This window comes from Stutzerimonas balearica DSM 6083, from assembly GCF_000818015.1.
In the GTDB taxonomy this organism is placed as follows: domain Bacteria; phylum Pseudomonadota; class Gammaproteobacteria; order Pseudomonadales; family Pseudomonadaceae; genus Stutzerimonas; species Stutzerimonas balearica.
Map to the genome: position 1 here is coordinate 3446265 of NZ_CP007511.1, position 22710 is coordinate 3468974.

The 22710-nt window shown below is 66.3% G+C and carries 21 protein-coding genes; 10 read left to right on the forward strand and 11 right to left on the reverse strand.

The window, feature by feature from the left end; translation table 11 throughout:
- Positions 1-4 precede the first annotated feature (4 nt).
- The 3 genes from ptsN (at position 5) to CL52_RS15965 (ending at position 1749) form a co-directional block, all read left to right on the forward strand.
- Complete coding sequence (gene ptsN, locus CL52_RS15955) at positions 5-469, forward strand: PTS IIA-like nitrogen regulatory protein PtsN (protein ID WP_041103947.1); 465 nt, start codon at positions 5-7, stop codon at positions 467-469.
- 138 nt (positions 470-607) lie between these two features.
- Positions 608-1462, forward strand: a complete 855-nt coding sequence (gene rapZ / locus CL52_RS15960; RefSeq protein WP_041103945.1) for an RNase adapter RapZ — start codon at positions 608-610, stop codon at positions 1460-1462.
- Positions 1463-1476: 14 nt separating this feature from the next.
- Entirely contained in the window at positions 1477-1749 is a 273-nt protein-coding gene (locus tag CL52_RS15965; RefSeq protein WP_043221735.1) for an HPr family phosphocarrier protein, read from the forward strand.
- Between the two features lie 42 nt (positions 1750-1791).
- On the opposite strand, the gene pmbA is transcribed toward CL52_RS15965, so the two are convergent.
- On the reverse strand, positions 1792-3138 hold the full coding sequence (gene pmbA, locus CL52_RS15970) for a metalloprotease PmbA (protein WP_043221737.1): 1347 nt from the start codon (positions 3136-3138) through the stop codon (positions 1792-1794).
- A gap of 97 nt (positions 3139-3235) precedes the next feature.
- On the opposite strand from pmbA, the gene yjgA reads away from it, so the two are divergent.
- Positions 3236-3757 (forward strand): ribosome biogenesis factor YjgA, encoded by a 522-nt coding sequence (gene yjgA, locus CL52_RS15975; protein WP_043221739.1) that lies wholly within the window; start codon positions 3236-3238, stop codon positions 3755-3757.
- A gap of 21 nt (positions 3758-3778) precedes the next feature.
- On the opposite strand, the gene tldD is transcribed toward yjgA, so the two are convergent.
- The 8 genes from tldD to mreB form a co-directional block, all read right to left on the reverse strand.
- Positions 3779-5221, reverse strand: coding sequence for a metalloprotease TldD (tldD, locus tag CL52_RS15980; RefSeq protein ID WP_043221741.1), 1443 nt, complete (start codon positions 5219-5221; stop codon positions 3779-3781).
- Between the two features lie 2 nt (positions 5222-5223).
- Positions 5224-6069: a carbon-nitrogen hydrolase family protein gene (locus tag CL52_RS15985; RefSeq protein WP_043221744.1), complete on the reverse strand. Its 846-nt coding sequence runs from the start codon at positions 6067-6069 to the stop codon at positions 5224-5226.
- Between the two features lie 59 nt (positions 6070-6128).
- Positions 6129-9935 carry a YhdP family protein gene (locus CL52_RS15990; RefSeq protein ID WP_043221746.1) on the reverse strand — a complete coding sequence of 1269 codons (3807 nt, stop codon included), beginning with the start codon at positions 9933-9935 and terminating at the stop codon, positions 6129-6131.
- A 49-nt stretch (positions 9936-9984) separates the two neighbouring features.
- A complete protein-coding gene (rng, locus tag CL52_RS15995) occupies positions 9985-11442 on the reverse strand; it encodes a ribonuclease G (RefSeq protein WP_041103931.1) in 1458 nt (485 codons plus the stop codon).
- Between the two features lie 78 nt (positions 11443-11520).
- Positions 11521-12111, reverse strand: coding sequence for a Maf family protein (locus tag CL52_RS16000; RefSeq protein ID WP_043221749.1), 591 nt, complete (start codon positions 12109-12111; stop codon positions 11521-11523).
- Between the two features lie 119 nt (positions 12112-12230).
- On the reverse strand, positions 12231-12716 hold the full coding sequence (mreD, locus tag CL52_RS16005) for a rod shape-determining protein MreD (protein WP_041103928.1): 486 nt from the start codon (positions 12714-12716) through the stop codon (positions 12231-12233).
- Entirely contained in the window at positions 12713-13654 is a 942-nt protein-coding gene (gene mreC, locus CL52_RS16010; protein WP_041103927.1) for a rod shape-determining protein MreC, read from the reverse strand. Before mreC ends, mreD begins: the two co-directional genes overlap by 4 nt.
- A 135-nt stretch (positions 13655-13789) precedes the next feature.
- Positions 13790-14827 carry a rod shape-determining protein MreB gene (gene mreB, locus CL52_RS16015; RefSeq protein ID WP_041103926.1) on the reverse strand — a complete coding sequence of 346 codons (1038 nt, stop codon included), beginning with the start codon at positions 14825-14827 and terminating at the stop codon, positions 13790-13792.
- Between the two features lie 286 nt (positions 14828-15113).
- On the opposite strand from mreB, the gene gatC reads away from it, so the two are divergent.
- From gatC to CL52_RS16045, 6 genes are all read left to right on the forward strand, one after another.
- Positions 15114-15401, forward strand: coding sequence for an Asp-tRNA(Asn)/Glu-tRNA(Gln) amidotransferase subunit GatC (gatC, locus tag CL52_RS16020; protein WP_043221753.1), 288 nt, complete (start codon positions 15114-15116; stop codon positions 15399-15401).
- 14 nt (positions 15402-15415) lie between these two features.
- Positions 15416-16867 (forward strand): Asp-tRNA(Asn)/Glu-tRNA(Gln) amidotransferase subunit GatA, encoded by a 1452-nt coding sequence (gene gatA / locus CL52_RS16025; protein WP_041103923.1) that lies wholly within the window; start codon positions 15416-15418, stop codon positions 16865-16867.
- An 11-nt stretch (positions 16868-16878) separates the two neighbouring features.
- Entirely contained in the window at positions 16879-18327 is a 1449-nt protein-coding gene (gene gatB, locus CL52_RS16030) for an Asp-tRNA(Asn)/Glu-tRNA(Gln) amidotransferase subunit GatB (protein ID WP_043223260.1), read from the forward strand.
- Between the two features lie 107 nt (positions 18328-18434).
- Positions 18435-18839, forward strand: coding sequence for a septal ring lytic transglycosylase RlpA family protein (locus CL52_RS16035; protein ID WP_043221755.1), 405 nt, complete (start codon positions 18435-18437; stop codon positions 18837-18839).
- Between the two features lie 55 nt (positions 18840-18894).
- Positions 18895-19962, forward strand: a complete 1068-nt coding sequence (locus CL52_RS16040) for a calcium/sodium antiporter (protein WP_043221756.1) — start codon at positions 18895-18897, stop codon at positions 19960-19962.
- Positions 19963-19985: 23 nt separating this feature from the next.
- The gene (locus CL52_RS16045; protein ID WP_043221758.1) at positions 19986-21071 is read left to right on the forward strand and encodes a calcium/sodium antiporter; all 1086 of its coding nucleotides are present in this window, start codon (positions 19986-19988) and stop codon (positions 21069-21071) included.
- Positions 21072-21112: 41 nt separating this feature from the next.
- Here CL52_RS16045 and CL52_RS16050 read toward each other — a convergent pair whose 3' ends face one another.
- The gene (locus tag CL52_RS16050) at positions 21113-22051 is read right to left on the reverse strand and encodes an AEC family transporter (protein ID WP_041103915.1); all 939 of its coding nucleotides are present in this window, start codon (positions 22049-22051) and stop codon (positions 21113-21115) included.
- A gap of 88 nt (positions 22052-22139) precedes the next feature.
- A complete protein-coding gene (locus tag CL52_RS16055) occupies positions 22140-22700 on the reverse strand; it encodes a response regulator transcription factor (protein ID WP_041103914.1) in 561 nt (186 codons plus the stop codon).
- Between the last annotated feature and the right edge of the window lie 10 nt (positions 22701-22710).

The window sequence follows — 22710 nt, forward strand, 5'->3', positions numbered from 1 at the left end:
CGACATGATCCGACTCGAAAGCATCCTGACCCCCGGACGTTCGCTGGTGAACGTCCCGGGCGGCAGCAAGAAACGCGTACTCGAACAGATCGCCAAGGTGGTCGCCCAGGATATTCCGGACCTGGATTCGCAGACCATCTTCGAAAGCCTGGTGGCTCGCGAAAAGCTCGGATCCACGGGCTTCGGCAACGGCATTGCCATTCCTCACTGTCGCATGGCCGGCTGCACCTCGCCGGTCAGTGCGGTATTGCGCCTCGATGCACCGGTAGACTTCGACGCGATCGACGGCGAGCCGGTCGATCTCCTGTTCGTTCTGCTTGTGCCCGAGGCTGCGACCGACGAGCATCTCGAGCTGCTGCGCCAGATCGCCAGCATGCTGGACCGGGAGGACGTCCGCGCGCGCCTGCGCCAAGCGCAGACCAGCGAAAGCCTCTATCAGGTGGTCGTCGACGTTCAGAGCGGGGCCTGATGCCCGCTCGCGGCCGCATTCGCATTGAGTGCGGCATGAGGAGAGAAGTTTGGTGACTGCGAGCCATCCAACCATGACGCCACGTCGACGGAGCCTCCAACGCTCCGAACGCCGGAGCGTGGGCCAGAGGCTGTCGTGATGCGCCTGATCATCGTCAGCGGCCGCTCGGGGTCGGGGAAAAGCACGGCACTGGATGTACTCGAGGACAACGGCTTCTATTGCATCGACAACCTGCCGGCGGGACTTCTACCGGAACTCGCCGAGCGCGCCCTGCTACACACCGAACTGCTGCAACCGCAGGTCGCCGTCTCGATCGATGCGCGAAACCTGCCGAGCCAGCTCAGACGCTTCCCGGAGTTGCTGCAGGAAGTCCGGGGCAGGCACATTCAATGCGACGTCCTGTATCTGGACGCCGACGACGAAACCCTGCTCAAGCGCTTTTCCGAAACCCGCCGCCGTCACCCGCTGACGAACGAAACCCGCTCTTTGGCCGAAGCCATTCGCGATGAAGAGCTGTTGCTGACGGCGATCGCCGACCATGCCGACCTGAAGGTCGACACCACGCACCTGAACCTCTATCAGCTGCGCGATGCACTCAAGCTGCGACTGCTGAACAAGCCGGAGCCCGGTACCGCATTTCTGATCGAGTCGTTCGGGTTCAAGCGCGGAATGCCGGTCGACGCCGACCTGGTGTTCGACGTTCGCTGCCTGCCCAACCCGTACTGGAAGGCGGAGCTGCGCGACTTTTCCGGCCTCGACCAGCCGGTGATCGACTACCTGGCCGTCCAGCCCGATGTCGAGGAAATGTTCCAGGACATCCACGCCTACCTGAGCAAATGGCTGCCACGCTTCGCCGCCAGCAACCGGGCCTACGTCACCGTGGCGATCGGCTGCACCGGCGGCCACCACCGCTCGGTCTATCTGGCCGAGCGTCTCGGACAGGCGCTACGGGAGCCTCTCAAGAATCTTCAGGTTCGCCATCGCGACCTCTAGGACCAGCCAGACCGATGCCCACGCGCGAAATCACCATCATCAACAAGCTCGGCCTGCACGCGCGTGCCGCGGCCAAGTTCGTCGGCGTGGCGACACGCTTCCCCTGCAACGTGCGCATCGGTCGTGACGCCGCCAGCCTGGTGGACGGCAAGAACATCATGGCGGTCATGATGCTGGCCGCCGGCAAGGGCACCACCGTACATTTGAGTACCGAGGGCGAGCAGGACCAGGATGCGATGAGCGCGCTGGTCGCACTCATCGAGGATTACTTCGAAGAAGGCGAGTAGCCGCCGCGCGGCATAACAGCGCGGACCGCTACTGACCGGCGATCAACTGCCGGCAACCGTCATCCGCTCGATCAGTACCGAACCGCTGCGAACATTGCTGCGCGTCTCCACGTCGCAGCCGACCGCGGCGATCTGACGGAACATGTCGCGCAGATTGCCGGCGATCGTTACCTCCTGCACCGGAAACTGGATTTCACCGTTCTCGACCCAATAGCCGCCGGCGCCGCGCGAGTAGTCACCGGTCACCAGATTGAGCCCCTGCCCCATCAGCTCGGTGACCAGCAGACCACGGCCCATCTGGCGAATCAGCGCCGCCTGATCCGCTTCGCCGTGACTGACGAACAGGTTATGCACGCCCCCCGCATTGGCGGTGCTCGGCATACCCAGCTTGCGGCCGGAATAGGTGCCCAGCACATAGGACAGCAGTCTGCCCTGCTCGACGAAGGGCTTGGCATAGGTCGCCAGGCCGTCACCATCGTAGGCTGCGCTGCCGAGCGCTCGCAGCAGGTGCGGCCGCTCATCCAGCGTCAGCCAGTCGGGGAACAGTGTCTGGCCCAGTGCGCCCTCGAGAAAGGAGGCCTTTCGATACAGGTTGGCCCCCGAGATCGCGGCCAGGAAATGGCCGAACAACCCCGTCGCAAGCTCGGCGGAGAACAGCACTGGTACTTCACAGGTGGGTACAGGCCGCGCGCCGAGCCGTTGTACCGCCCGCTCGGCGGCGCGGCGACCGATCTGTGCGGGATCGAGCAGCGCATCGCCCTGACGGTTGACGTCGTAGAAATAGTCCCGCTGCATCTGCCCGTCAGCCTCGGCGATCATCACGCAACTGAGACTGTGCCGCGTGCTGCAATAGCCGCCGATGAAGCCGTTGCTATTGCCGTAGGCACGCGCGCCCTGGTGGGTGTTCAGGCTCGTGCCGTCGGCATTGCGGATACGCGAATCCGCGGCGAAGGCTGCCGCTTCGCAGGCCAGGGCTTGCTCGATCGCCTGCTCCGGCGCGATGTCCCAGGGGTGGTAGAGATCGAGATCGGGAACCTCACGGGCCATCAGCGACGCATCGGCCAGCCCGGCGAACTCGTCCTCCGAGGCGTGACGCGCGATGGCCAGTGCCGCGGCAACGGTCTCGCGTATGGCGCTGTCACCGCTGCCCGTGGTGCTTGCCGAGCCCTTGCGCTGGCCGACATACAGCGTGATGCCGAAGCCCTGGTCGCGATTGAACTCGACGGTCTCGACCTCGCCACGGCGCACGGTGGTGGACAGCCCCTGCTCGACCGACACCGATACCTCGCAGGCGCTGGCACCCTGTCGGCGGGCTTCGCCGATGATCTGCGCGACCTTGTCCTGCAAGCCGGGCAGCGCCGCTGGCCCGATCCCTTCAACTTCGCTCATAAGCACTCCCAAGCATTCATCTTGGCAGCCCGGGAACGGGCACTCGCCTGTTCGAGCTGCTGCTATCATGGCCCGCACGTCTCGATTGGACCCTTTCATGTCTGACTATTCCGACACCGACGATCTCGGTGAAAAAAGCAAATCGCAGGTCAAGCGCGAACTGCTGGCACTCCAGGAGCTCGGCGAGCGGCTGACCACCCTCAAGCCCGAGCTGATCGCACGCCTGCCGCTCAGCGACGCCCTGCAGAAGGCCTTGGCCGATGCACCGAAGCACAAGGCGCATATCGCTCGCAAGCGCCATATCCAGTACATCGGCCGGCTGATGCGCGACCAGGACGTCGACGCGATTCTCGCGCTGGTCGACCAGGTCGACGCCTCGACACGGCAGTACAACGAGCGATTCCATGCACTGGAGCGCTGGCGTGATCGCTTGATCGCCGGCAACGACGAGGTCCTCGACGCCTTCGTCAGCGAATACCCCGACGCCGACCGCCAGCACCTTCGCAGCCTGATCCGCCATGCCCAGCACGAGGTGGCGCACAACAAGCCGCCGGCCGCCGCGCGCAAGGTATTCAAGTACATCCGCGAACTGGATGAGCTCAAGCGCGGCCTGAAATAGGCCGCCGCACACCGCCCCCGCTCACGCGCCAGTGCCGCCCACGGTGATGCCATCGATTTTCAGGGTCGGCTGACCGACGCCGACCGGCACGGATTGGCCATCCTTGCCGCACGTTCCAACGCCACTGTCCAGCGCGAGATCATTGCCCACCATGGAAACGCGGCTCATGGCCTCCGGGCCGTTGCCGATCAGGGTTGCGCCCTTGACCGGCGCGGTGATGCGACCATCCTCGATGAGGTAGGCCTCGCTGGTGGAAAAGACGAACTTGCCGCTGGTGATGTCGACCTGGCCGCCGCCCAGGTTGGCGCAATAGATGCCCCGCTTCACCGAGCGGATGATTTCCTCCGGCTCGCTCTGCCCGGCCAACATGTAGGTATTGGTCATGCGTGGCATGGGCAGGTGCGCATAAGACTCGCGACGGCCGTTGCCGGTCGGCGCGACGCCCATCAGGCGAGCGTTGAGCTTGTCCTGCATATAGCCCTTGAGCACGCCGTTCTCGATCAGGGTGGTGCACTGTGTCGGCGTGCCTTCGTCATCCACGCTGAGCGAACCCCGGCGATTGGCCAGCGTGCCGTCATCGACGATCGTGCATAGCGAGGAAGCCACCCGCTCACCGATGCGCCCGCTGTAGGCCGAGCTGCCCTTGCGGTTGAAGTCGCCTTCAAGGCCGTGTCCTACCGCTTCGTGCAGCAGCACCCCCGACCAACCGGGACCGAGCACCACGGGCAACGTACCGGCCGGCGCCGGAAGCGCCTCGAGGTTGACCAGCGCCTGGCGCAGCGCTTCGCGCGCATAGCCCATGGCCCGATCCTCCTGGAGGAAAAAGTCGTATCCGGTCCGCCCGCCACCGCCATGGCCGCCGCGCTCGCGCCGGCCGTTCTGCTCGACGATCACACTGACATTGAAACGCACCAAGGGGCGGATGTCGCTAGCCAGCGAACCGTCGAGCGCGGCGACTAGGATATGCTCCCAGACACCGGCCAGGCTTACCGTGACCTGAGTGATGCGCGGGTCCAGCGCACGCGTCGCCAGGTCGACGCGCTTGAGCAGCTCGACCTTGTCGGCGCGGCTCATGCCATCCAGCGGATTGGCATGCGCATAGAGCGGCGCGAAGGCGGCCTTCGACAGCACTTCGACGCGTCGTTGCTGACCGCTGCGGGCGATCGAGCGCGCCGCCTGCGCGGCCTGGCGCAGCGCCTGGGCACCAATCGCATTGCTGTAGGCAAAGCCTGTCTTGTCGCCGGACAGCGCCCGAACACCGACGCCCTGCTCGAGATGGAAGCCGCCCTCCTTGACGATGCCATCCTCCAGCACCCAGGACTCGCTCACCTGATCCTGGAAATACAGGTCCGCGGCATCGATGCCCGGCCCGGCCAGCTCACCGAGCAGGCCGGGAAGATCATCCAGGCCGAGCCCACCGGGCGTCAGCAGTCGTTCGGTTACAGGTAACAGCCAATCGCTCATAGTCACTCCACATTCGCCGTGCTCAGGCACGGTACAGAAAATCGTCGGTGATTGGCCAGCGGCATGCGCTGGCGTAGCGCGGCCTGTTCAGCCGCATCGCGCGGGCGAACCAGAACGCCGGCGCCGCGCTCGCACTCAGCCAGCAGCCGGCCCCAGGGATCGACGATCGCCGAATGCCCGTGCGTGCGGCGCCCGCCGGCGTGCTCGCCGCCCTGGGCCGCGGCGAGCAGGTAACACTGGGTTTCGATGGCCCGGGCACGGATCAGCACCTGCCAATGCGCCTCGCCCGTCACCTGGGTAAAGGCCGAGGGCGCGGCGATCAGCTCGGCCCCGGCGGCACGCAGAGCGCCGTAGAGTTCGGGGAAACGCAGGTCATAGCAGACCGACAAGCCGAGCCGGCCGACAGGCGTATCGACCACGACCAGCCGCTCGCCTGCGGCGTAATCGTCCGATTCGCGGTAACTTGCGCGGCTATCAGCCACCTCGGCATCGAAAAGATGCAGCTTGTCGTAGCGCGCCACGCGACGCCCCTGGTCGTCGTACACCAGCGAACAGGCATAGGGCCTGGCGCCTGGCGCACCGTCGGGCGGCAAGGCAATGGTGCCGGCCACCAGCCACAAACCGAACTCCCGCGTGACTGCGCTCAACCAGGGCAGGATCGGCCCCAGCCCCTCGGCCTCCGCGCGCGCAATGGCAGGCACCTGCGGATGACCGAGCGCAGCGAAGTTCTCTGGCAGCACCGCCAGCCGCGCGCCAGCTTCGGCGGCCTCGGCGAGCAGCTCGCGAGCAGTCTGCAGATTGCGGGCGATATCCGCCTGGCTGACCATCTGGATGACTGCGATCGACATGACGCACTCCACGGACGACGACTGAGCTAGTGATTTGGAATGCCCGACCGGACGGCCGTTCACTCGGGCTTCTCGAAGGGTTTGTCGAAGGTGATGCGCGGCGACTGCCAGGGCCCCTCGACGTTGTACTGGACGCTCGCGAAGCGCGCGACCCGGTCACCCAGCAGCTTGTCGAAGACGAACAGGGCGCCGCCGACGGCGGGCGCACCGACGATGAGCGCCGCCAGCGGCAGGTTGTTGCTCACCGGCAGGGTCACCAGCAGCTTGGCGTCAATGCGGTCGGCAACCATGTCGAGCGTGCCGCTGAGCTCGAGATTGCTCGAGGGGCCGCTGACGGTCACCGCCTTTTCCGTGCGGTATACGCCATCGCGCGCAACCAGCGACCCCGTCAACCGGTCGTAACTGTAGCCCTTGCCGAACAGATCCGAGAAATCCAACCGCAGGCGCCGGCCAATCGAGTTGAAGTTGAGCAGGCCGAACACGCGCAGGGCCTGCGTTCCGCCTTCCAGCTCGACGAACTGGCCTTTGCGCAGCCGCGGCTCGAGGGTTCCCGAATAGCGCGACAGGGCAAACCAGGCCGGCGAGCCAGGCCAGCTACCGTCGACATCCAGGCGAAAGCTTTCGCTGGTCGTCGACGGTGCGAAGCCCCAGGCGAGCAGCACGTCGGCCAGGTTGCTGCCCGACAACCGGCCCTGATAACGGGTGCGCCCGGCGGCCCAACTCCCGCTGCCCTGCAGCTTGAGCCCCTTGAGCTCGAGGTCGACGTCCGAGAACGTCACGCCGCTTTCGCGCGGCCGCAGCTTCAGCGCCCAAGGCCCCAGGCGGGTGTCTCCCTGCCAGACCTGGGCGATACGGATGTCCATCGGCGGCAACCTGCCCGGGTCGACTGCTGCAAGCGGGTCAGGCCGGTCGCCGCCATCGGCCTGCGGGCTCGCCGCAGGCAGGCGCAACTGCTGCAGGTCCGCCGTCACTGTCGCGCCTGGCGCATCCGGCAGCTCCAGCCGACCGCTGATCGTGTCGCTCTGAAGCCCCAGCGACCAGGCACCGGTCAGCCGCTGCAGATCGACATCCAGCCCGGCAATGTCGGTGCCGAAGCCCTGGAAACGCTCGATCCGCAGCTCGGCTCCCCGTAGCAGGCCGCCCGCTGGCGCAGCTCCGCCTGCATCGGCCAGATAGCGCTCGCGTGCCGCCTGCCAGGCCTGCAGTTCGAGCTGGTCCAGCCGCCCCCTCACACGCAGGCCGCTGCGGCTTGGCAATACCGCTGCTCCCGGGCCCAGCCTGAGTTCGCCGCGGCCCTGGCGCCAATCCTCGGCCGGTGCGGCGAAATTGAGCGCAGCCAGCTCGCCATGGCGCACCGAATAGCGCCGCTCCGGCCCTTGCAGAGTCATGCGCAGCGAAGTGTCGCGGCGCACGCCCGCTGCCTTGCCGAAGGGCGCCGGCAGATCGATGCTGGCGCCGAGCAACGATGAATCGATCTGCAGCAGGCTGTCGGCCCCATCGAGCCCGAGTCGCAGTTGATAGGGCAGCTCGCCGCTGATGGGCAATGGCTGCTCGATACCGAGCCACTGGGCCAACCGCTCGAGCGCGATGCTGCCTTGCGCTTCGATGCGGGTCGAGGGCGCGCCGGAGCTGCCGGTAGCAACCGCACGACCGCGCACTGAACGGCCGAAGGCCTGCGCCGAAAAGCGCTCGGCGCTGAATCCACGTTCGCTGTCGTAACGGAAACTGCCACTCAGCTGGTCGAAGGCCAGCGCGGGTTGCGGAATGCTCAACCGCGCCTCTTCGCTATGGAAGTCGACCGCCACCCGTGGCTTGCCGCCCTGCGCCAGCGGGATCTGCAGGTCCAGCTGGCCTTCCAGGCGCCCCTCACCCTGCCAGCCGGCGAACAGCGCCTGCGTTCCCATCGGTGCATCGCGCAACAGCGTCAGCGCATCGGCCACGCTGCTGGTGACGGCCCCCTGGATCGCCAGTTGCAGCGGCCCATCGACCTCACGCGGAATGCTGGCGCGAACGTCGCGCACCTGACTGTCGAGGATCTGCCCTTCGGCGAGACGAACCCGTATCCCGGAATCCTCGATCAGTACCTCGCCCCGGCCGCCGCGCAGGGCCGGCCAGCCCGGCCGATACGCCAGCTCCGCGTCGTGCACCTTGAAGTACAGACCCATGCTTCGCGCTTCGGCGGGCGCACCCCGATTGAGCGCGCCCTGATAGAGAAAATAGCCCTGTTCGATGGTGCCGCCGCGGATGGCCTGCTCCAGCCAATCCTTCAGGGCGGGGCTCAATGCCGGCGAGCGGCTCGGCAGGTATTTACCGGCGAAACGCGCGTCGCCGTCACTGAGCCCGACGCGCAAGTCCATATAGTCCTCGGCCGCCGGGTCGCGTCGCAGGCGGATCAGGAAGTCGCCGGCCAGGCGCCCCTCCTCACCTTCCAGTTGCAGCGCCGAGCCAACGAGGGTCAGGGCCTCCTCGTCGAGCCGCCAGGAAAGCGTTCCGCGCGCCTGGCGATACGCCCATGCTTCGGGGAACAGCGGTGCCAACTGCAGGCTGAAGTCTCGGCTGTCGAGGCGCAACTGTCCCCGGTATTGCGTACCACTCACCGTACCGGAGGCGTGCTCTACCGCGGGAATCCAATGATGGTCGCCAATGCGGATGTCATCGAGTCGAGCGGAATAGCGCAGCCGCTCCTCATCGCTTCGTCCGGGGCGAAACGCCACCCGCACATCCTGCAGCGTGCCCTGCGGCGCAAGCGCGTTCAGTGATTCCAGCCCGGCCTCCGGCAGCGGTGCCAGCGCCTGCGCCAGAGCTGCCAGCGGCGCGACCTGCAGACGATCGATACGCAGCGCCCAGTCTCCGGAAGCCGCACCGCGCTGAACGACCAGGCGCGTCTCTGCCAGGCGCTGTTCCCCGAGGTCGAACGACAAGCGCTCGGCCTGCAGGCGGTAGTCGCCATCGGCCTGCCGGTCGACATAGAGATCGGCCGCCAGATCGTCGAGCACCACGGATGCACGCGCCTGGTAGCCAGCGACCAGGTGCGCCGCGTTCAGACGCGCCGCAGCGCGCGCCAGCCCACCCCGCTCCCAGCGCGCCCAGAGCTCGCCACCGGCCTGCAGAGCCTGCAGTTGCCAGTCGCCGACGGAGCGCTTCGGCAGCCAGGCGGCCCAGTCGCTCTGTGGCAGGCTCAGGTACAGGTCGGCCTCAGCCTCGCGCCAGGCTGAAGCCTTCCCGCGCGCGCGCAGCGCGAGGCTCAGCGTCTGTCCGTCGGGCAGAACCGTACGTCCATCCAGGCGCCAGTCATCTGCACTGCTGCGCAGCGCGAGCGCCACGTAGCTGAGCGTCGCTACGGGCCCACCGGCGGGCTCGAAGGTGACCTGACTGTCTTCCAGGGCCAGCAGACGCACCGCCTGCAGCCCGCGCAGGATCCGCTCGATATCCGGAGCAGGACCCTGGCTGCGCTGCGGCAGCCCCTTGACCGCCCAACCGCCATCGCGGCCTTCCACCAGGCCAAGGTGAAGCCCGACGAGTGTCAGCGAACGCAGTATCGGCTGGCGCGCGAGCAGCGATTCGGCGATGTCGGGGACCAGGATCAGCCGATCCAGCCGCACGGCGGCCGCACCGTCGCCAAGCACCACGTCATGCGCCAGCATCTGCGGGGCAAAGCCCTGCCAGGCGCCTTCCAGCCGGCCGATGGCCACAGGCATTCCGATCGCCTGCTCGACCCGAGCCTCGACCTCCTGACGGTACTCGGCCACCAGCGGCACCAGCTGCCGGCCTAGCGCGACGTACAGCGCAGCCAGTACCAGCAGGCCGGCGGTGACGCCGAACAGGCGGTGCAACAGTCCACCAAGCAATCCCGCGGCCCCTTTCATGCGGTCCGGCTCCAGCGGTCTCTTCGTTCAAGGGACATGCCGCACCCGCTCAGAGCAGCACCACGTCGTACTGCTCCTGCGAGTACATGCTTTCGACCTGGAATTTGATGGAGCGGCCGATGAACGCTTCGAGATCGGCGACATTGCCCGACTCTTCGTCGAGCAGGCGGTCGATGACCTTCTGGTTGGCCAGCACCCGATAGCCCTCGGCCTGATAGGCGCGGGCTTCGCGCAGGATTTCGCGGAAGATCTCATAACAAACGGTTTCGGCGGTCTTCAGCTTGCCGCGCCCCTGGCAGGCCAGGCAGGGCTCGCACAGCACCTGCTCGAGGCTTTCACGGGTCCGCTTGCGGGTCATCTGCACGAGGCCCAGTTCCGTGATGCCGATGATGTTGGTCTTGGCGTGATCGCGCTCGAGCTGCTTCTCCAGCGTGCGCAATACCTGGCGGCGGTGCTCCTCGTCTTCCATGTCGATGAAGTCGATGATGATGATGCCGCCGATGTTGCGCAGCCGAAGCTGGCGGGCAATCGCCGTGGCCGCCTCGAGGTTGGTCTTGAAGATTGTCTCCTCGAGGGTGCGATGGCCGACAAAGGCGCCGGTATTGACGTCGATGGTCGTCATCGCCTCGGCCGGGTCGATGATCAGGTAGCCGCCGGACTTGAGCATCACCTTGCGCTCGAGGGCCTTCTGGATCTCGTCCTCGACACCATACAGGTCGAAGATCGGCCGTTCGCCCGGGTAGTGCTCCAGGCGGTCGCCCAGCTCGGGCATGAGCTCGCCGACGAACTGGGTGACCTTCTGGAAGTTCTCGCGTGAATCAATGCGGATCTTCTCGATCCGTGGGTTGACCAGGTCACGCAAGGTGCGCATCGCCAGTGCCAGGTCCTCGTAGATCAGCGAAGGCGCCGAGGCCGTCTTCATCTGCCCGGCTATCTGCTCCCACAGCCGGCGCAGGTAGCGGATGTCCATGAGGATCTCGTCCTTGCCGGCGCCCTCGGCCGCCGTGCGCAGAATGAACCCGCCGGCCTCCTGGATACCCTCGGCCGCGACGCATTCGGCGACAACCTGCTTGAGCCGCTCACGCTCGCCCTCGTCCTCGATGCGCAGGGAAATGCCGACGTGGCTGGTGCGCGGCATGTACACCAGATAGCGCGACGGAATCGACAGCTGCGTGGTCAGCCGCGCGCCCTTGGTGCCGATGGGGTCCTTCGTCACCTGGACCACCAGGCTCTGCCCTTCATGCACCAGCGCATTGATCGGCTCGACCGCATTGCCCTCGCGACTGGAAATTTCCGAGGCATGAATGAAAGCGGCCCGGTCCAGGCCGATGTCGACGAACGCCGCCTGCATGCCCGGCAGCACACGCACAACCTTGCCCTTGTAGATATTGCCGACGATCCCGCGCCGCTGGGTGCGTTCGACATGCACCTCCTGCAACACGCCGTTTTCCACCACCGCCACGCGCGACTCCATCGGCGTGATGTTCATCAGGATTTCTTCGCTCATTGTTATGTCCGGGGCGAGTGCAAGGGAAAAGGGCTTGATGCAGGGCATTCTAGCTGCCGGCGCGGTGCCGGGCAGGCTCTATGTCGCGGCCTGGCACCAGCGTGGCAGACCGAAGGTATCGAGCAGCTGGGCCGTCTCGCACAGCGGCAGGCCGACGACCGCCGAATAGCTGCCGGACAGCCGGCTGACGAATACCGCGCCCCAGCCCTGGATACCGTAGCCGCCAGCCTTGTCGCATGGCTCGCCACTGGCCCAGTAGGCCTCGGCCTCGGCACGGCCGATCGGGCGAAACTCGACCTCGCTGGCGACCAGGCGTACTTCGTGGCGATCATGCTGCGCCAGCGCAACGGCAGTCAGCACACGGTGGCTGCGACCGGACAAGGCCAGCAGCATTGCCAGCCCCTCGTCCCGATCGGCCGGCTTGCCGAGAATGCGGCCATCCAGAACGACACTGGTGTCGGCCCCCAGCACGCAGCCGTTCGTGTGATCCAGAAGCGCCAGGCCGGCCCGCGCCTTGCCCAATGCCAGGCGCTGCACGTAGGCCTCGGGCGACTCGCCGGGCTGAGGGGTTTCGTCGATGCTGACCGCCAGCAAGGAAAACGGGACGCCGATCTGCTGTAGCAGTTCACGGCGACGGGGTGATGCGGAGGCGAGAAACAGCGCGCCCATGCCTGGTCCTTGTGCAAATAAGCCGCAGAGTCGCATATCGGCGCAGTGACGAAAAGCGCGGCGCAAGCCAGGCCCGGCCTAATCTGCGACACCGCCGGAGCGGAACGGGAGCGCCCGCCTCAGGCGACGTCGAAGCGCCGGCGCAGCCACTGCAGCGCGACGAACAGCCACGGCCAGAGCAGCGCACTGATCGGCACCGGAATCAGGAACAGCAGCGTCGGTGGCCGGTTGCCAGTAAGCGTGTTGAGCCACAACTGCACCAGCTGTGCGATACCCAGTACCACCAGGAGCACCATGCTCTGCTGCCAGAGCGGAAACATGCGCAGGCGCTGCTGCAGGCTCAGCACGAGAAAGGCCACCAGAATCAGCGGCAGGCCGTTCTGCCCAAGCAGCGTGCCGGCCAGCACGTCGAGCGCGAGCCCGGCGCAGAAAGCCGCGCCCATGCCGCCACGATGCGGCAGCACCAGCGCCCAGTAGGCGATCACCATGCCGAGCCACAGCGGGCGGCCAAGCTCGGCACTGGCCGGCATCGGCACGATGCTGAGTACCAGGGCGATGATCAGGGTCAGCCAGATCACCCAGCCATTGCGCGGGCGCACGATCATTGCTGCGCACCCTCCTCGTCCGGTTCGGCCGCGGCTGCAGCCGGGCTCGCCTCAGGCGCAGGCGCAGGCTGATCGCCGCCACCCCCTTCGCGACGCCCGGCCTCGGCCTCAACTTCGGCCTGCGCCGCAGCCGCCGAGCGTTCCTCCGGGCTGCGCGCATCACTGAACACCAGGAGCAGATAGCGGCTGCGGTTGAGCATTGCAGTGGGGGTCGCACGGACGATGGCGAATGGCTGGCCGGAGTCGCGCACCACCTCCTTCACCTGGGCCACCGGATAGCCGCTGGGAAAGCGCTGACCCAGCCCGGAGCTGACCAGCAGATCACCCTCCTTGATGTCGGCGGTGTCCGCGACATGGCGCAGCTCCAGGTAGTCCGGGTCGCCGGTACCTACGGCGATCGCGCGCAGCCCGTTGCGATTGACCTGCACCGGGATGCTATGGGTGACGTCGGTGATCAGCAGCACGCGCGCGGCATAGGGCATGACCTCGACCACCTGCCCCATCAGCCCGCTGGCATCGAGCACCGGCTGACCGAGAAAGACACCGTCCTTTTCGCCCTTGTCGATGAGCAGCCGATGCGTGAAGGGGTTCGGATCGAGCCCGATCAGCTCCGCCACCAGCACCCGGTCATCGACCAGCGCCGCCGAGTTGAGCAATTCGCGCAGACGCACATTCTGTTCGGTCAGCATGGCCAGCTTCTGCAGGCGGCGCTGCATCAGCAGTGCCTCGGCCTTGAGCCGTTCGTTCTCGGCCATCAGTTCGCTGGTGCTGGTCAGCTGCTGGGTCGCGGTGTTCCAGGCGCGCACCGGCAGGTCGGCGAGCCAGTAGAACGGCGTCAAGGCGAGCCCGAGCTGGCTGCGTACCGGCTTGAGCGTATCGAAGCGCGCATCCACCACCATCAGCGCGACGCAAACCACGGTCAGCACCAGCAGGCGCACACCGAGCGAAGGTCCTTTGGCGAAGAGCGGCTTAATATCGATACCTCACGGATGCCGGGCTAGATACCAAAACGCGACAAGCCGGAAGGTCGCGGGGCGGCCCTCCGGCTTGTCGCCGGGAAACGACTGCGGGACTCACTCGGTGGAGAGCAGGTCCATGGCATGACGATCCATCATCTCCAGCGCTCGGCCACCGCCACGCGCAACGCAGGTCAGCGGCTCCTCGGCGACGATCACCGGCAGGCCGGTTTCCTGCGCGAGCAGCTTGTCGAGGTCTCGCAGCAGCGCGCCGCCGCCGGTCAGCACCAGGCCGCGCTCGGCGATGTCCGAGGCCAGCTCCGGCGGCGACTGTTCCAGTGCGCTCTTGACCGCCTGGACGATGGTCGCCAGCGACTCCTGCAGCGCCTCGAGCACCTCGTTGGAATTCAGAGTGAAGCTGCGCGGTACGCCTTCGGCCAGGTTGCGGCCACGCACATCGACTTCGCGCAGTTCGCCACCGGGGAAGGCCGTACCGATTTCCTGCTTGATGCGCTCGGCGGTGGATTCACCGATCAGGCTGCCGTAGTTGCGGCGCACATAGGTGACGATGGCCTCGTCGAACCGGTCGCCGCCGACGCGCACGGATTCGGCGTAGACCACACCGTTGAGGGAGATCAGCGCGATCTCGGTGGTGCCGCCGCCGATATCGACGACCATCGACCCGCGCGCCTCGTCGACCGGCAGCCCGGCGCCGATGGCGGCCGCCATCGGTTCCTCGATGAGGAACACTTCACGCGCGCCCGCACCCAGTGCCGATTCGCGGATCGCCCGACGCTCGACCTGGGTCGACTTGCACGGCACGCAGATCAGCACGCGCGGCGACGGTTGCAGGAAGCTGTTCTCATGCACCTTGTTGATGAAGTACTGCAGCATTTTTTCGCAGACGCTGAAGTCGGCGATGACGCCATCCTTCATCGGGCGGATGGCGTTGATGTTGCCCGGGGTACGGCCCAGCATGCGCTTGGCCTCGGTGCCGACAGCCACGACGCTTTTCTGATTGCCGTGGCTGCGAATGGCGACCACCGACGGCTCGTCCAGGACGATGCCGCGATCGCGCACGTAAATAAGGGTATTGGCAGTGCCCAGGTCGATCGACAGATCGCTGGAAAACATGCCACGCAGTTTCTTGAACATTGGAGAAGGGCCCTTGGGGCAAACGCGTGGGGAAAAAATTGCCGCAAACTCTAACAACGGCATCAGGTCAGGGCAAGGCGCGATTCGGCGCAGCGCCGAGCGGGTGTGCACCAATCGGCGAAAAGCGCATCTGCCGCTGCGCCACGTCCCGCCCCACGCGCTACCGGGAAGCGGCTCCGGCATGTACCATTGCCGCCTTTGCCGGATGCCGAAAGCCCTGTTGCCGCCCCTCCAGAGGCCGCGCGGCAGGCTTCGCCCCCGATTCGCTTTGCGCTGGAGAGACCCGATGGCGATTGAACGCTCCGAGGTGGAAAAGATCGCTCACCTGGCCCGCCTGGGCCTGGCCGAGAACGACCTGCCCCGCACTACCGAAACGCTGAACAACATCCTTGGCCTGATCGACCGCATGCAGGCAGTCGACACCAGCGGGGTCGAGCCACTGGCCCACCCGCTGGAAACGACTCAGCGCCTGCGCGCCGACGAGGTCACCGAGGCGAACCATCGCGACGATTACCAGGCCATCGCTCCGGCGGTGGAGAACGGCCTGTATCTGGTCCCGCGGGTCATCGAGTGATAAAGGAAGCCGACATGCACCAACTGAGCCTTGCCGAGATCGCTCGCGGCCTGAACGAGCGACAGTTCTCCGCCGAGGAGCTGACCCGCGGTCTGCTGGACCGCATCGCCCGCCTCGATCCGCAGATCAACAGCTTCATTACCGTCACCGAGGAACTGGCTCTGGCACAGGCCCGCGCGGCCGACGCCCGCCGCGCTGCCGGCGAGAATGACGCCCTGCTCGGCGCGCCCATCGCGCACAAGGACCTGTTCTGCACCAAGGGCATCCGCACCAGCTGCGGCTCGAAGATGCTCGACAACTTCGCCGCACCCTACGACGCCAGCGTGGTCGAGAAGCTCGCAGCCGCTGGTGCGGTCACCCTGGGCAAGACCAACCTGGACGAGTTCGCCATGGGCTCAGCCAACGAGTCCAGTCATTACGGCGCAGTGAAGAACCCCTGGGACCTGTCGCGTGTACCGGGCGGTTCGTCCGGCGGTTCGGCCGCCGCGATTGCCGCGCGCCTGGTGCCCGCCGCCACCGGCACCGACACCGGCGGCTCGATACGCCAGCCCGCCGCGCTGACCAACCTCACCGGCCTCAAGCCCACCTATGGCCGCGTTTCGCGCTGGGGCATGATCGCCTACGCGTCGAGTCTCGACCAGGGCGGCCCGATGGCGCGCAGCGCCGAGGACTGCGCCCTGCTGCTCGGCAGCATGGCCGGTTTCGATCCGAAGGATTCGACCAGTGTCGATCAGCCGCTCGACGACTATCTGGCCGCGCTGGGCCGGCCGCTGACCGGGCTGCGCATCGGCCTGCCGAAGGAGTACTTCGGCGAGGGCCTGGACCCGAAGATCGCCAGCGCAGTGCTGGCCGTAGTCGAGGAACTGAAGAAGCTCGGCGCCACGGTCAAGGACATCAGCCTGCCGAACACGCAGCACGCGATCCCTTCCTATTATGTGATCGCCCCGGCCGAGGCCAGCTCCAACCTGTCGCGCTTCGATGGCGTGCGTTTCGGCTACCGCTGCGAGAACCCGGCGGACCTCACCGACCTCTACAAGCGCTCGCGCGCCGAGGGCTTCGGCGACGAGGTCAAGCGCCGCATCATGGTCGGCACCTACGCCCTCTCAGCCGGCTACTACGACGCCTACTACATCAAGGCACAGCAGATCCGCCGACTGGTCAAGAACGACTTCGTCAGCGCCTTTGAGGAAGTCGACGTGATCCTCGGGCCGACCACCCCGAACCTGGCCTGGAAGCTCGGTGAGAAAAACGCCGACCCGGTCTCGGCCTATCTCGAAGACATCTACACCATCACCGCCAACCTGGCGGGCATTCCCGGCCTGTCGATGCCGGCCGGCTTCATCGACGGCCTGCCCGTCGGCGTGCAGCTGCTGGCGCCGTACTTCCAGGAGGCCCGCCTGCTCAACGTCGCGCACCAGTACCAGCAGGTCACCGACTGGCACACCCGCGCTCCGGCCGGATTCTGAGGAAACAGATGATGCAATGGGAAACCGTCATCGGGCTGGAGATTCATGCCCAGCTCAGCACCCGCTCGAAGATCTTCTCCGGCAGCGCCACCACCTTTGGCGCCGAGCCCAACACCCAGGCCAGCCTGATCGATCTGGGCATGCCCGGCGTGCTGCCGGTGCTCAACGAGAACGCCGTGCGCATGGCCTGCATGTTTGGCCTGGCGATCGACGCCGAGATCGGTGAGCGCAACGTCTTCGCGCGCAAGAACTACTTCTACCCGGACCTGCCCAAGGGCTACCAGACCAGCCAGATGGACCACCCCATCGTCGGCAAGGGGCATCTGGACATCACCCTCGAAGACGGCACGGTCAAGCGCATCGGCATCACCCGTGCGCATCTGGAAGAGGACGCCGGCAAGAGCCTGCACGAAGACTTCCACGGCATGACCGGCATCGACCTCAACCGCGCCGGCACACCGTTGCTGGAGATCGTCTCGGAGCCGGATATCCGCTCGGCCAAGGAGGCGGTCGCCTACGTCAAGGCGATCCATGCGCTGGTGCGCTACCTGGGCATCTGTGACGGCAACATGGCCGAAGGCTCGCTGCGCTGCGACTGCAACGTCTCGGTGCGACCAAAGGGCCAGGCCGCCTTCGGTACCCGGGCCGAGATCAAGAACGTCAACTCGTTCCGCTTCATCGAAAAGGCGATCAACCACGAGATCCAGCGGCAGATCGACCTGCTCGAGGACGGCGGCCAGGTCGTTCAGGAAACCCGCCTGTACGACCCGAACAAGGACGAAACGCGCTCCATGCGCAGCAAGGAAGAAGCCAACGACTACCGCTACTTCCCCTGCCCCGACCTGCTGCCGGTGGTCATCGAGCGCAGTTATCTGGAACGTCTTCGCGCCGAACTGCCGGAGCTGCCGACCCAGAAGCGCGAGCGCTTCGAACGCGAATTCGGCCTCTCTGCCTACGACGCCAGCGTGCTCTCGGCCAGCCGCGAGCTCGCCGACTACTTCGAGCAGGTGCAGCAGACCTGCGGTGACGCCAAGCTGGCGGCCAACTGGGTGATGGGCGAGCTGTCCAGCCTGCTGAACAAGGACGGCCTGGAGATCGAGCAGTCGCCGGTATCCGCCGAGCAGCTCGGCGGGCTGATCCTGCGTATCAAGGACGACACCATCAGCGGCAAGATCGCCAAGATGGTCTTCGAGGCCCTGGCCAACGGCGAAGGCCACTCTGCCGACGCGATCATCGAGAGCAAGGGGCTCAAGCAGGTCACCGACTCGGGTGCCATCGAGGCGATGCTCGACGAGGTGCTGGCTGCCAATGCCGCCCAGGTCGAACAGTACCGCGCCAGCGACGAAGCCAAGCGCGGCAAGATGTTCGGCTTCTTCGTCGGGCAAGCGATGAAGGCCTCCAAGGGCAAGGCTAATCCCGGCCAGGTGAACCAATTGCTGAAGAAAAAACTCGAAGGCTGAGCAGAACAGCCGACCGCCCGGGGCGGCCGGCTGCCATCCAAGGCCGTGCCGCCACCGCCTCTCGGTGACGGCGGCACTGCAGCCTGCTCGAGGCAAGGATCACCCAGATGTTCAACGGTCGGCTGCTGACCCTCCTGCTGTTCACCCTGCTGGCCGTCGGCTGCGCCGAGCGCCCATCGGCGCCTGCGCCGGACAAGCAAGGGCAGGAACAGCGGCAACGTTTCACACAGCGCGGCAAGGCCTCGTTCTACGCCCGCATGCACCATGGCCAGAAGACGGCCAGCGGCGAGGCGCACGATCAACAGGCGCTGGTCGCCGCGCATCGCTCCCTGCCCTTCGGCACGCGCGTGCGGGTTACCAACCTCGACAACGGCCGCCAGGTCGTCGTCCGCATCAACGACCGCGGCCCCTACCGCCGTGGCCGCATCATCGACCTGTCGCGCGCGGCCGCCGCACAGCTCGGCATGATCGAGGACGGCATCGCGCCGGTTCGCCTCGAAACCCTGCCATGAACCGGCAGCCGGCGGCCGGCTCAGCTGCGTTGCAGCTCACGGGGGAAAGCACCTGGTGTCACCGCTAGTTCTCGCCTATCTCGTCGCTGGCCTGATCCTGCTTTTCGTCGGCGCCGAAGCCCTGGTGCGCGGCGCATCGCGGCTGGCGCTGGGCCTCGGCGTGAAGCCGCTGATCGTCGGCCTGACGATCGTCGCCCTCGGCACCAGCTCGCCGGAGACCGCCATCAGCCTGCAGGCGGCCCTGTCCGGGCGTGGCGACATGGCCGTCGGCAATGCGCTGGGCAGCAACATCGCCAACATCCTTCTGGTGCTTGGCCTGTGCGCCATGATCGCCCCGCTGCATGTCTCGCGTCAGCTGATACGGCTGGACGTTCCGGTGCTGCTCGGCACCGGTGCACTGACCTATCTGCTGGCGCGCAACGGCCAGTTGGGCCGGGCCGAAGGCGTCGTACTGCTGCTGGGGCTGGTCGTCTACACGGCGTTTCTGGTGGTCGCCGCCTGGCGCGAGAACCACACTGCCCGCGAGCCGAGCGACGCGTCTAGCGCCAAGGCGCCTCGGCGGGTGCGCCAGTTGGTTCTTATCCTGATCGGCCTCGGCCTGCTGATCGGCGGCTCGAAACTGCTGATCGAAGGTGCAGCCGAACTTGCCCGCGCCTTCGGCCTTTCGGAACTGGTGATCGGCCTGACCGTGGTCGCGGTCGGCACCTCCCTCCCGGAGCTGGCCACTTCAGCGCTGGCCGTCTGGCGCGGCGAACGCGACATCGCCGTCGGCAACGCCATCGGGAGCTGCGTCTATAACCTGACGCTGGTGCTGGGCTCGGCTGCGCTGGCCTCGCCAGCCGGCCTGTCGATTTCGCCCAACGCGCTGGCATTCGACTTCCCGGTCATGTTGTCGGTGTTCGCCGCCTGCCTGCCGATCTTTTTCTCGGGCTACCGCATCAACCGCTGGGAAGGCCTGCTGTTCTTCGCCTACTACCTGGCTTACTGCCTGTACCTCGTGCTCTTCGCGGTCGGTCTCGGCGCCCTGGACCTGTTCCGCCATGCAATGACTTGGTACGTATTGCCCTTGACCGCCGTGACCCTAACAGTGATCTTTCTGCGCGCCTGGCGACGCCGGCACTGATTTCCTACTCTTCGGAGCCTTCGATGACCCTGATGACCTTCGTTTACCTCGCCGCAGGCCTGGTGCTGCTCGTGGCCGGCGCCGAGGTACTGGTTCGCGGCGCCGCGCGCCTGGCCGCCCAGTTCGGTATCTCGCCGCTGATCATCGGCCTGACCGTGGTCGCCTTTGGTACCAGCGCACCGGAAACGGCGGTGAGCGTCCAGGCAGCCTGGAACGGCAGCGGCGACATTGCCATTGGCAACGTCGTGGGCAGCAACATCGCCAACGTACTGCTGATTCTCGGCCTGACTGCCGCGGTCGCGCCGCTGGTGGTCTCGCGCCAGCTGATCCGTCTGGACGTGCCGCTCATGATCGGCGCCAGCCTGCTGACCTATGCGCTGGCCTGGGATGGCGCGCTGAGCCGCATCGACGGCGCCGTGCTGTTTCTCTGCGTGCTGGCCTACACGGGCTTTCTGATCGTCAGCAGCCGGCGCAACAACGCACCGGCGGACGACGAGTTCGCCAAGGAGTTCGGCCTAGAAGAAACGGCCAAGCCGCATGCCAGCCTGATCAACGCCGGCCTGGTGATCGCCGGCCTGGTCCTGCTGGTGACCGGTTCGAACTTCCTCGTCGAGGGCGCCGTGGCCCTGGCCCGGGCGCTGGGCCTGTCGGAGCTGGTGATCGGCCTGACCGTGATCGCCATCGGCACCTCGCTGCCGGAGTTGGCAACCTCGATCCTGGCGGCGATTCGCGGCGAGCGCGACATTGCGGTCGGCAACATCGTCGGCAGCAACCTCTTCAACCTGCTCTGCGTGCTGGGCCTGGCCTCGCTGGTCTCGCCAACGCTGATCAAGGTGTCCGATGCCGCGCTGGCATTCGATTTCCCGGTGATGATCGGCGTCGCCCTGGCCTGTCTGCCGATCTTCTTCGCCGGCTACTGCATCCGCCGCTGGGAAGGCCTGTTGTTCCTTGGCTATTACATCGCCTACACCGCCTACCTGGTGCTGGCCAACACCGGCCGACCGTTCGCCGAGACCTTTGGCGAAGCCATGCTCGGCTATGTGCTGCCGCTGACGGCGGTCACGATTCTGGTGATCGCCGCACGCGCCTGGAAGCGCCAGCAGGCCTGACCGACCGGGCGCGCCCCGGCCCGCTGCAGGCGTTGGCCCGGCTAGATCCAGCCGAGCCAGCGCAACAGCAGCAGGCCGAGGTTGATCGTCAGTGCCGCGATCAGCGTGGTGATCACGATGATCGCGGCCGCCAACTGGGCATTGGCATTGACCGCGCGGGCCATGACAAAACTGGCCGCTGCCGTCGGGCTGGCAAAATAGAGGAACAGGATGCCCAGCTCAGGGCCACGCAGACCGCACGCCCAGGCACCGAGCGTGGCAACCAGCGGTAGCCAGACCATCTTCATCAGGCTCGAACTGAGCGCCATGCCATTGCGCTCGCGTAGCGCCTCGAGCGTCAGGGTGCCGCCGATACAGATCAGCGCCAGCGGCAGCGTCATCTTGGCGAAGTAGCCGGCACTGGTCATCAGCCAGCCGGGCAGCGCGACCTGCCAGTAGGCGAACGGCATGGCTGCCACCACACCGATGATCAGCGGATTGCGCAGGATACTGCCGAGAATGGAACGCACATCGGTCCGCCCGGCGGGGTTGTAGATCGCAAGCACCACCGCCGAAAGGCTGTTGTAGAGCAGAATCACCAGGCCCGCCAGCACCCCACCGAGCGACAGACCGTAATCACCATAGAGGCTGCTGGCCAGGGCCAGGCCGACGATGCCGTTGTTGCCGCGAAACGCGCCCTGCACGTAGACGCCACGGTCGGCCCGGGGGCAGCGCAGCATCGCCCAGCCCCAGGCCAGCAAGAACGTCGCCAGCGTGGCCAGGGCGAAGTAGATCAACACCCGCGGCTGCAGCGCAGCACTCAGGTCGGCCTCGATGATGGAGATGAACAGCAGCGTCGGCATCGTTGCCTTGAACACCAACGCCGACGCCGTGTTGATGAAGACGGCGTCGATCCAGCCCAGCCGGCGCAGGACGACGCCGAGAAAGAGCATCGCGAAAACCGGAGCGGTGACGTTCAGGGTCTGCAGGACAAGAGACATGCCGGGGCCTGGGATCGAGCGAAACCCGGCATGTTAAAGCATCCGGCCCACGGCACCAGCGGCTCCGTGAGCTCGACGGCGGCTCGGCTCAGCGGCGTACCGGGCGCTTTTGCAGTTTGCGCTGCAAGGTCCGCCGGTGCATGCCGAGGGCGCGCGCCGTAGCGGAGATGTTGCCGTCGTGTTCGCTGAGCACGCGCTGGATGTGCTCCCACTGCAATCGATCGACCGACATCGGGTTTTCCGGCACCAGGCTGTCGAGGTCGGCATGCTGCGATAGCAGCGCGGCGAGCACATCATCGGCATCGGCCGGCTTGCACAGATAGTTGCATGCACCGCGCTTGATGGCCTCAACCGCCGTCGCGATGCTGGAATAGCCGGTAAGGATCAGTACGCGCATTTCCGGATCGACTTCAAGCAGCTTGGGCAGCAGTACCAGCCCCGAGTCACCGTCCATCTTCAGATCGAGCACCGCGTAATCGGGAACGTCCTGGCGAGCCATCGCCAGCCCCTCGTCCGCCGAACCGGCGATGCTCACGCGCAGACCGCGGCGGCTCATGGCCCGCGCCATGACGCGGGTGAATGTCGGATCGTCATCCACCAGAAGCAGATGAGGTTGCTCCTCGCCCTCTTGCTGCAACTCGTCGGTCATGTCTATTCCT

Bases quoted from the DNA above. Each gene is read 5' to 3' on its own strand.
- ptsN (WP_041103947.1), top strand. From the start codon at position 5: ATGATCCGACTCGAAAGCATCCTGACCCCCGGACGTTCGCTGGTGAAC.
- rapZ (WP_041103945.1), top strand. From the start codon at position 608: ATGCGCCTGATCATCGTCAGCGGCCGCTCGGGGTCGGGGAAAAGCACG.
- CL52_RS15965 (WP_043221735.1), top strand. From the start codon at position 1,477: ATGCCCACGCGCGAAATCACCATCATCAACAAGCTCGGCCTGCACGCG.
- pmbA (WP_043221737.1), bottom strand. From the start codon at position 3,138: ATGAGCGAAGTTGAAGGGATCGGGCCAGCGGCGCTGCCCGGCTTGCAG.
- yjgA (WP_043221739.1), top strand. From the start codon at position 3,236: ATGTCTGACTATTCCGACACCGACGATCTCGGTGAAAAAAGCAAATCG.
- tldD (WP_043221741.1), bottom strand. From the start codon at position 5,221: ATGAGCGATTGGCTGTTACCTGTAACCGAACGACTGCTGACGCCCGGT.
- CL52_RS15985 (WP_043221744.1), bottom strand. From the start codon at position 6,069: ATGTCGATCGCAGTCATCCAGATGGTCAGCCAGGCGGATATCGCCCGC.
- CL52_RS15990 (WP_043221746.1), bottom strand. From the start codon at position 9,935: ATGAAAGGGGCCGCGGGATTGCTTGGTGGACTGTTGCACCGCCTGTTC.
- rng (WP_041103931.1), bottom strand. From the start codon at position 11,442: ATGAGCGAAGAAATCCTGATGAACATCACGCCGATGGAGTCGCGCGTG.
- CL52_RS16000 (WP_043221749.1), bottom strand. From the start codon at position 12,111: ATGGGCGCGCTGTTTCTCGCCTCCGCATCACCCCGTCGCCGTGAACTG.
- mreD (WP_041103928.1), bottom strand. From the start codon at position 12,716: ATGATCGTGCGCCCGCGCAATGGCTGGGTGATCTGGCTGACCCTGATC.
- mreB (WP_041103926.1), bottom strand. From the start codon at position 14,827: ATGTTCAAGAAACTGCGTGGCATGTTTTCCAGCGATCTGTCGATCGAC.
- gatC (WP_043221753.1), top strand. From the start codon at position 15,114: ATGGCGATTGAACGCTCCGAGGTGGAAAAGATCGCTCACCTGGCCCGC.
- gatA (WP_041103923.1), top strand. From the start codon at position 15,416: ATGCACCAACTGAGCCTTGCCGAGATCGCTCGCGGCCTGAACGAGCGA.
- gatB (WP_043223260.1), top strand. From the start codon at position 16,879: ATGCAATGGGAAACCGTCATCGGGCTGGAGATTCATGCCCAGCTCAGC.
- CL52_RS16035 (WP_043221755.1), top strand. From the start codon at position 18,435: ATGTTCAACGGTCGGCTGCTGACCCTCCTGCTGTTCACCCTGCTGGCC.
- CL52_RS16045 (WP_043221758.1), top strand. From the start codon at position 19,986: ATGACCCTGATGACCTTCGTTTACCTCGCCGCAGGCCTGGTGCTGCTC.
- CL52_RS16050 (WP_041103915.1), bottom strand. From the start codon at position 22,051: ATGTCTCTTGTCCTGCAGACCCTGAACGTCACCGCTCCGGTTTTCGCG.
- CL52_RS16055 (WP_041103914.1), bottom strand. From the start codon at position 22,700: ATGACCGACGAGTTGCAGCAAGAGGGCGAGGAGCAACCTCATCTGCTT.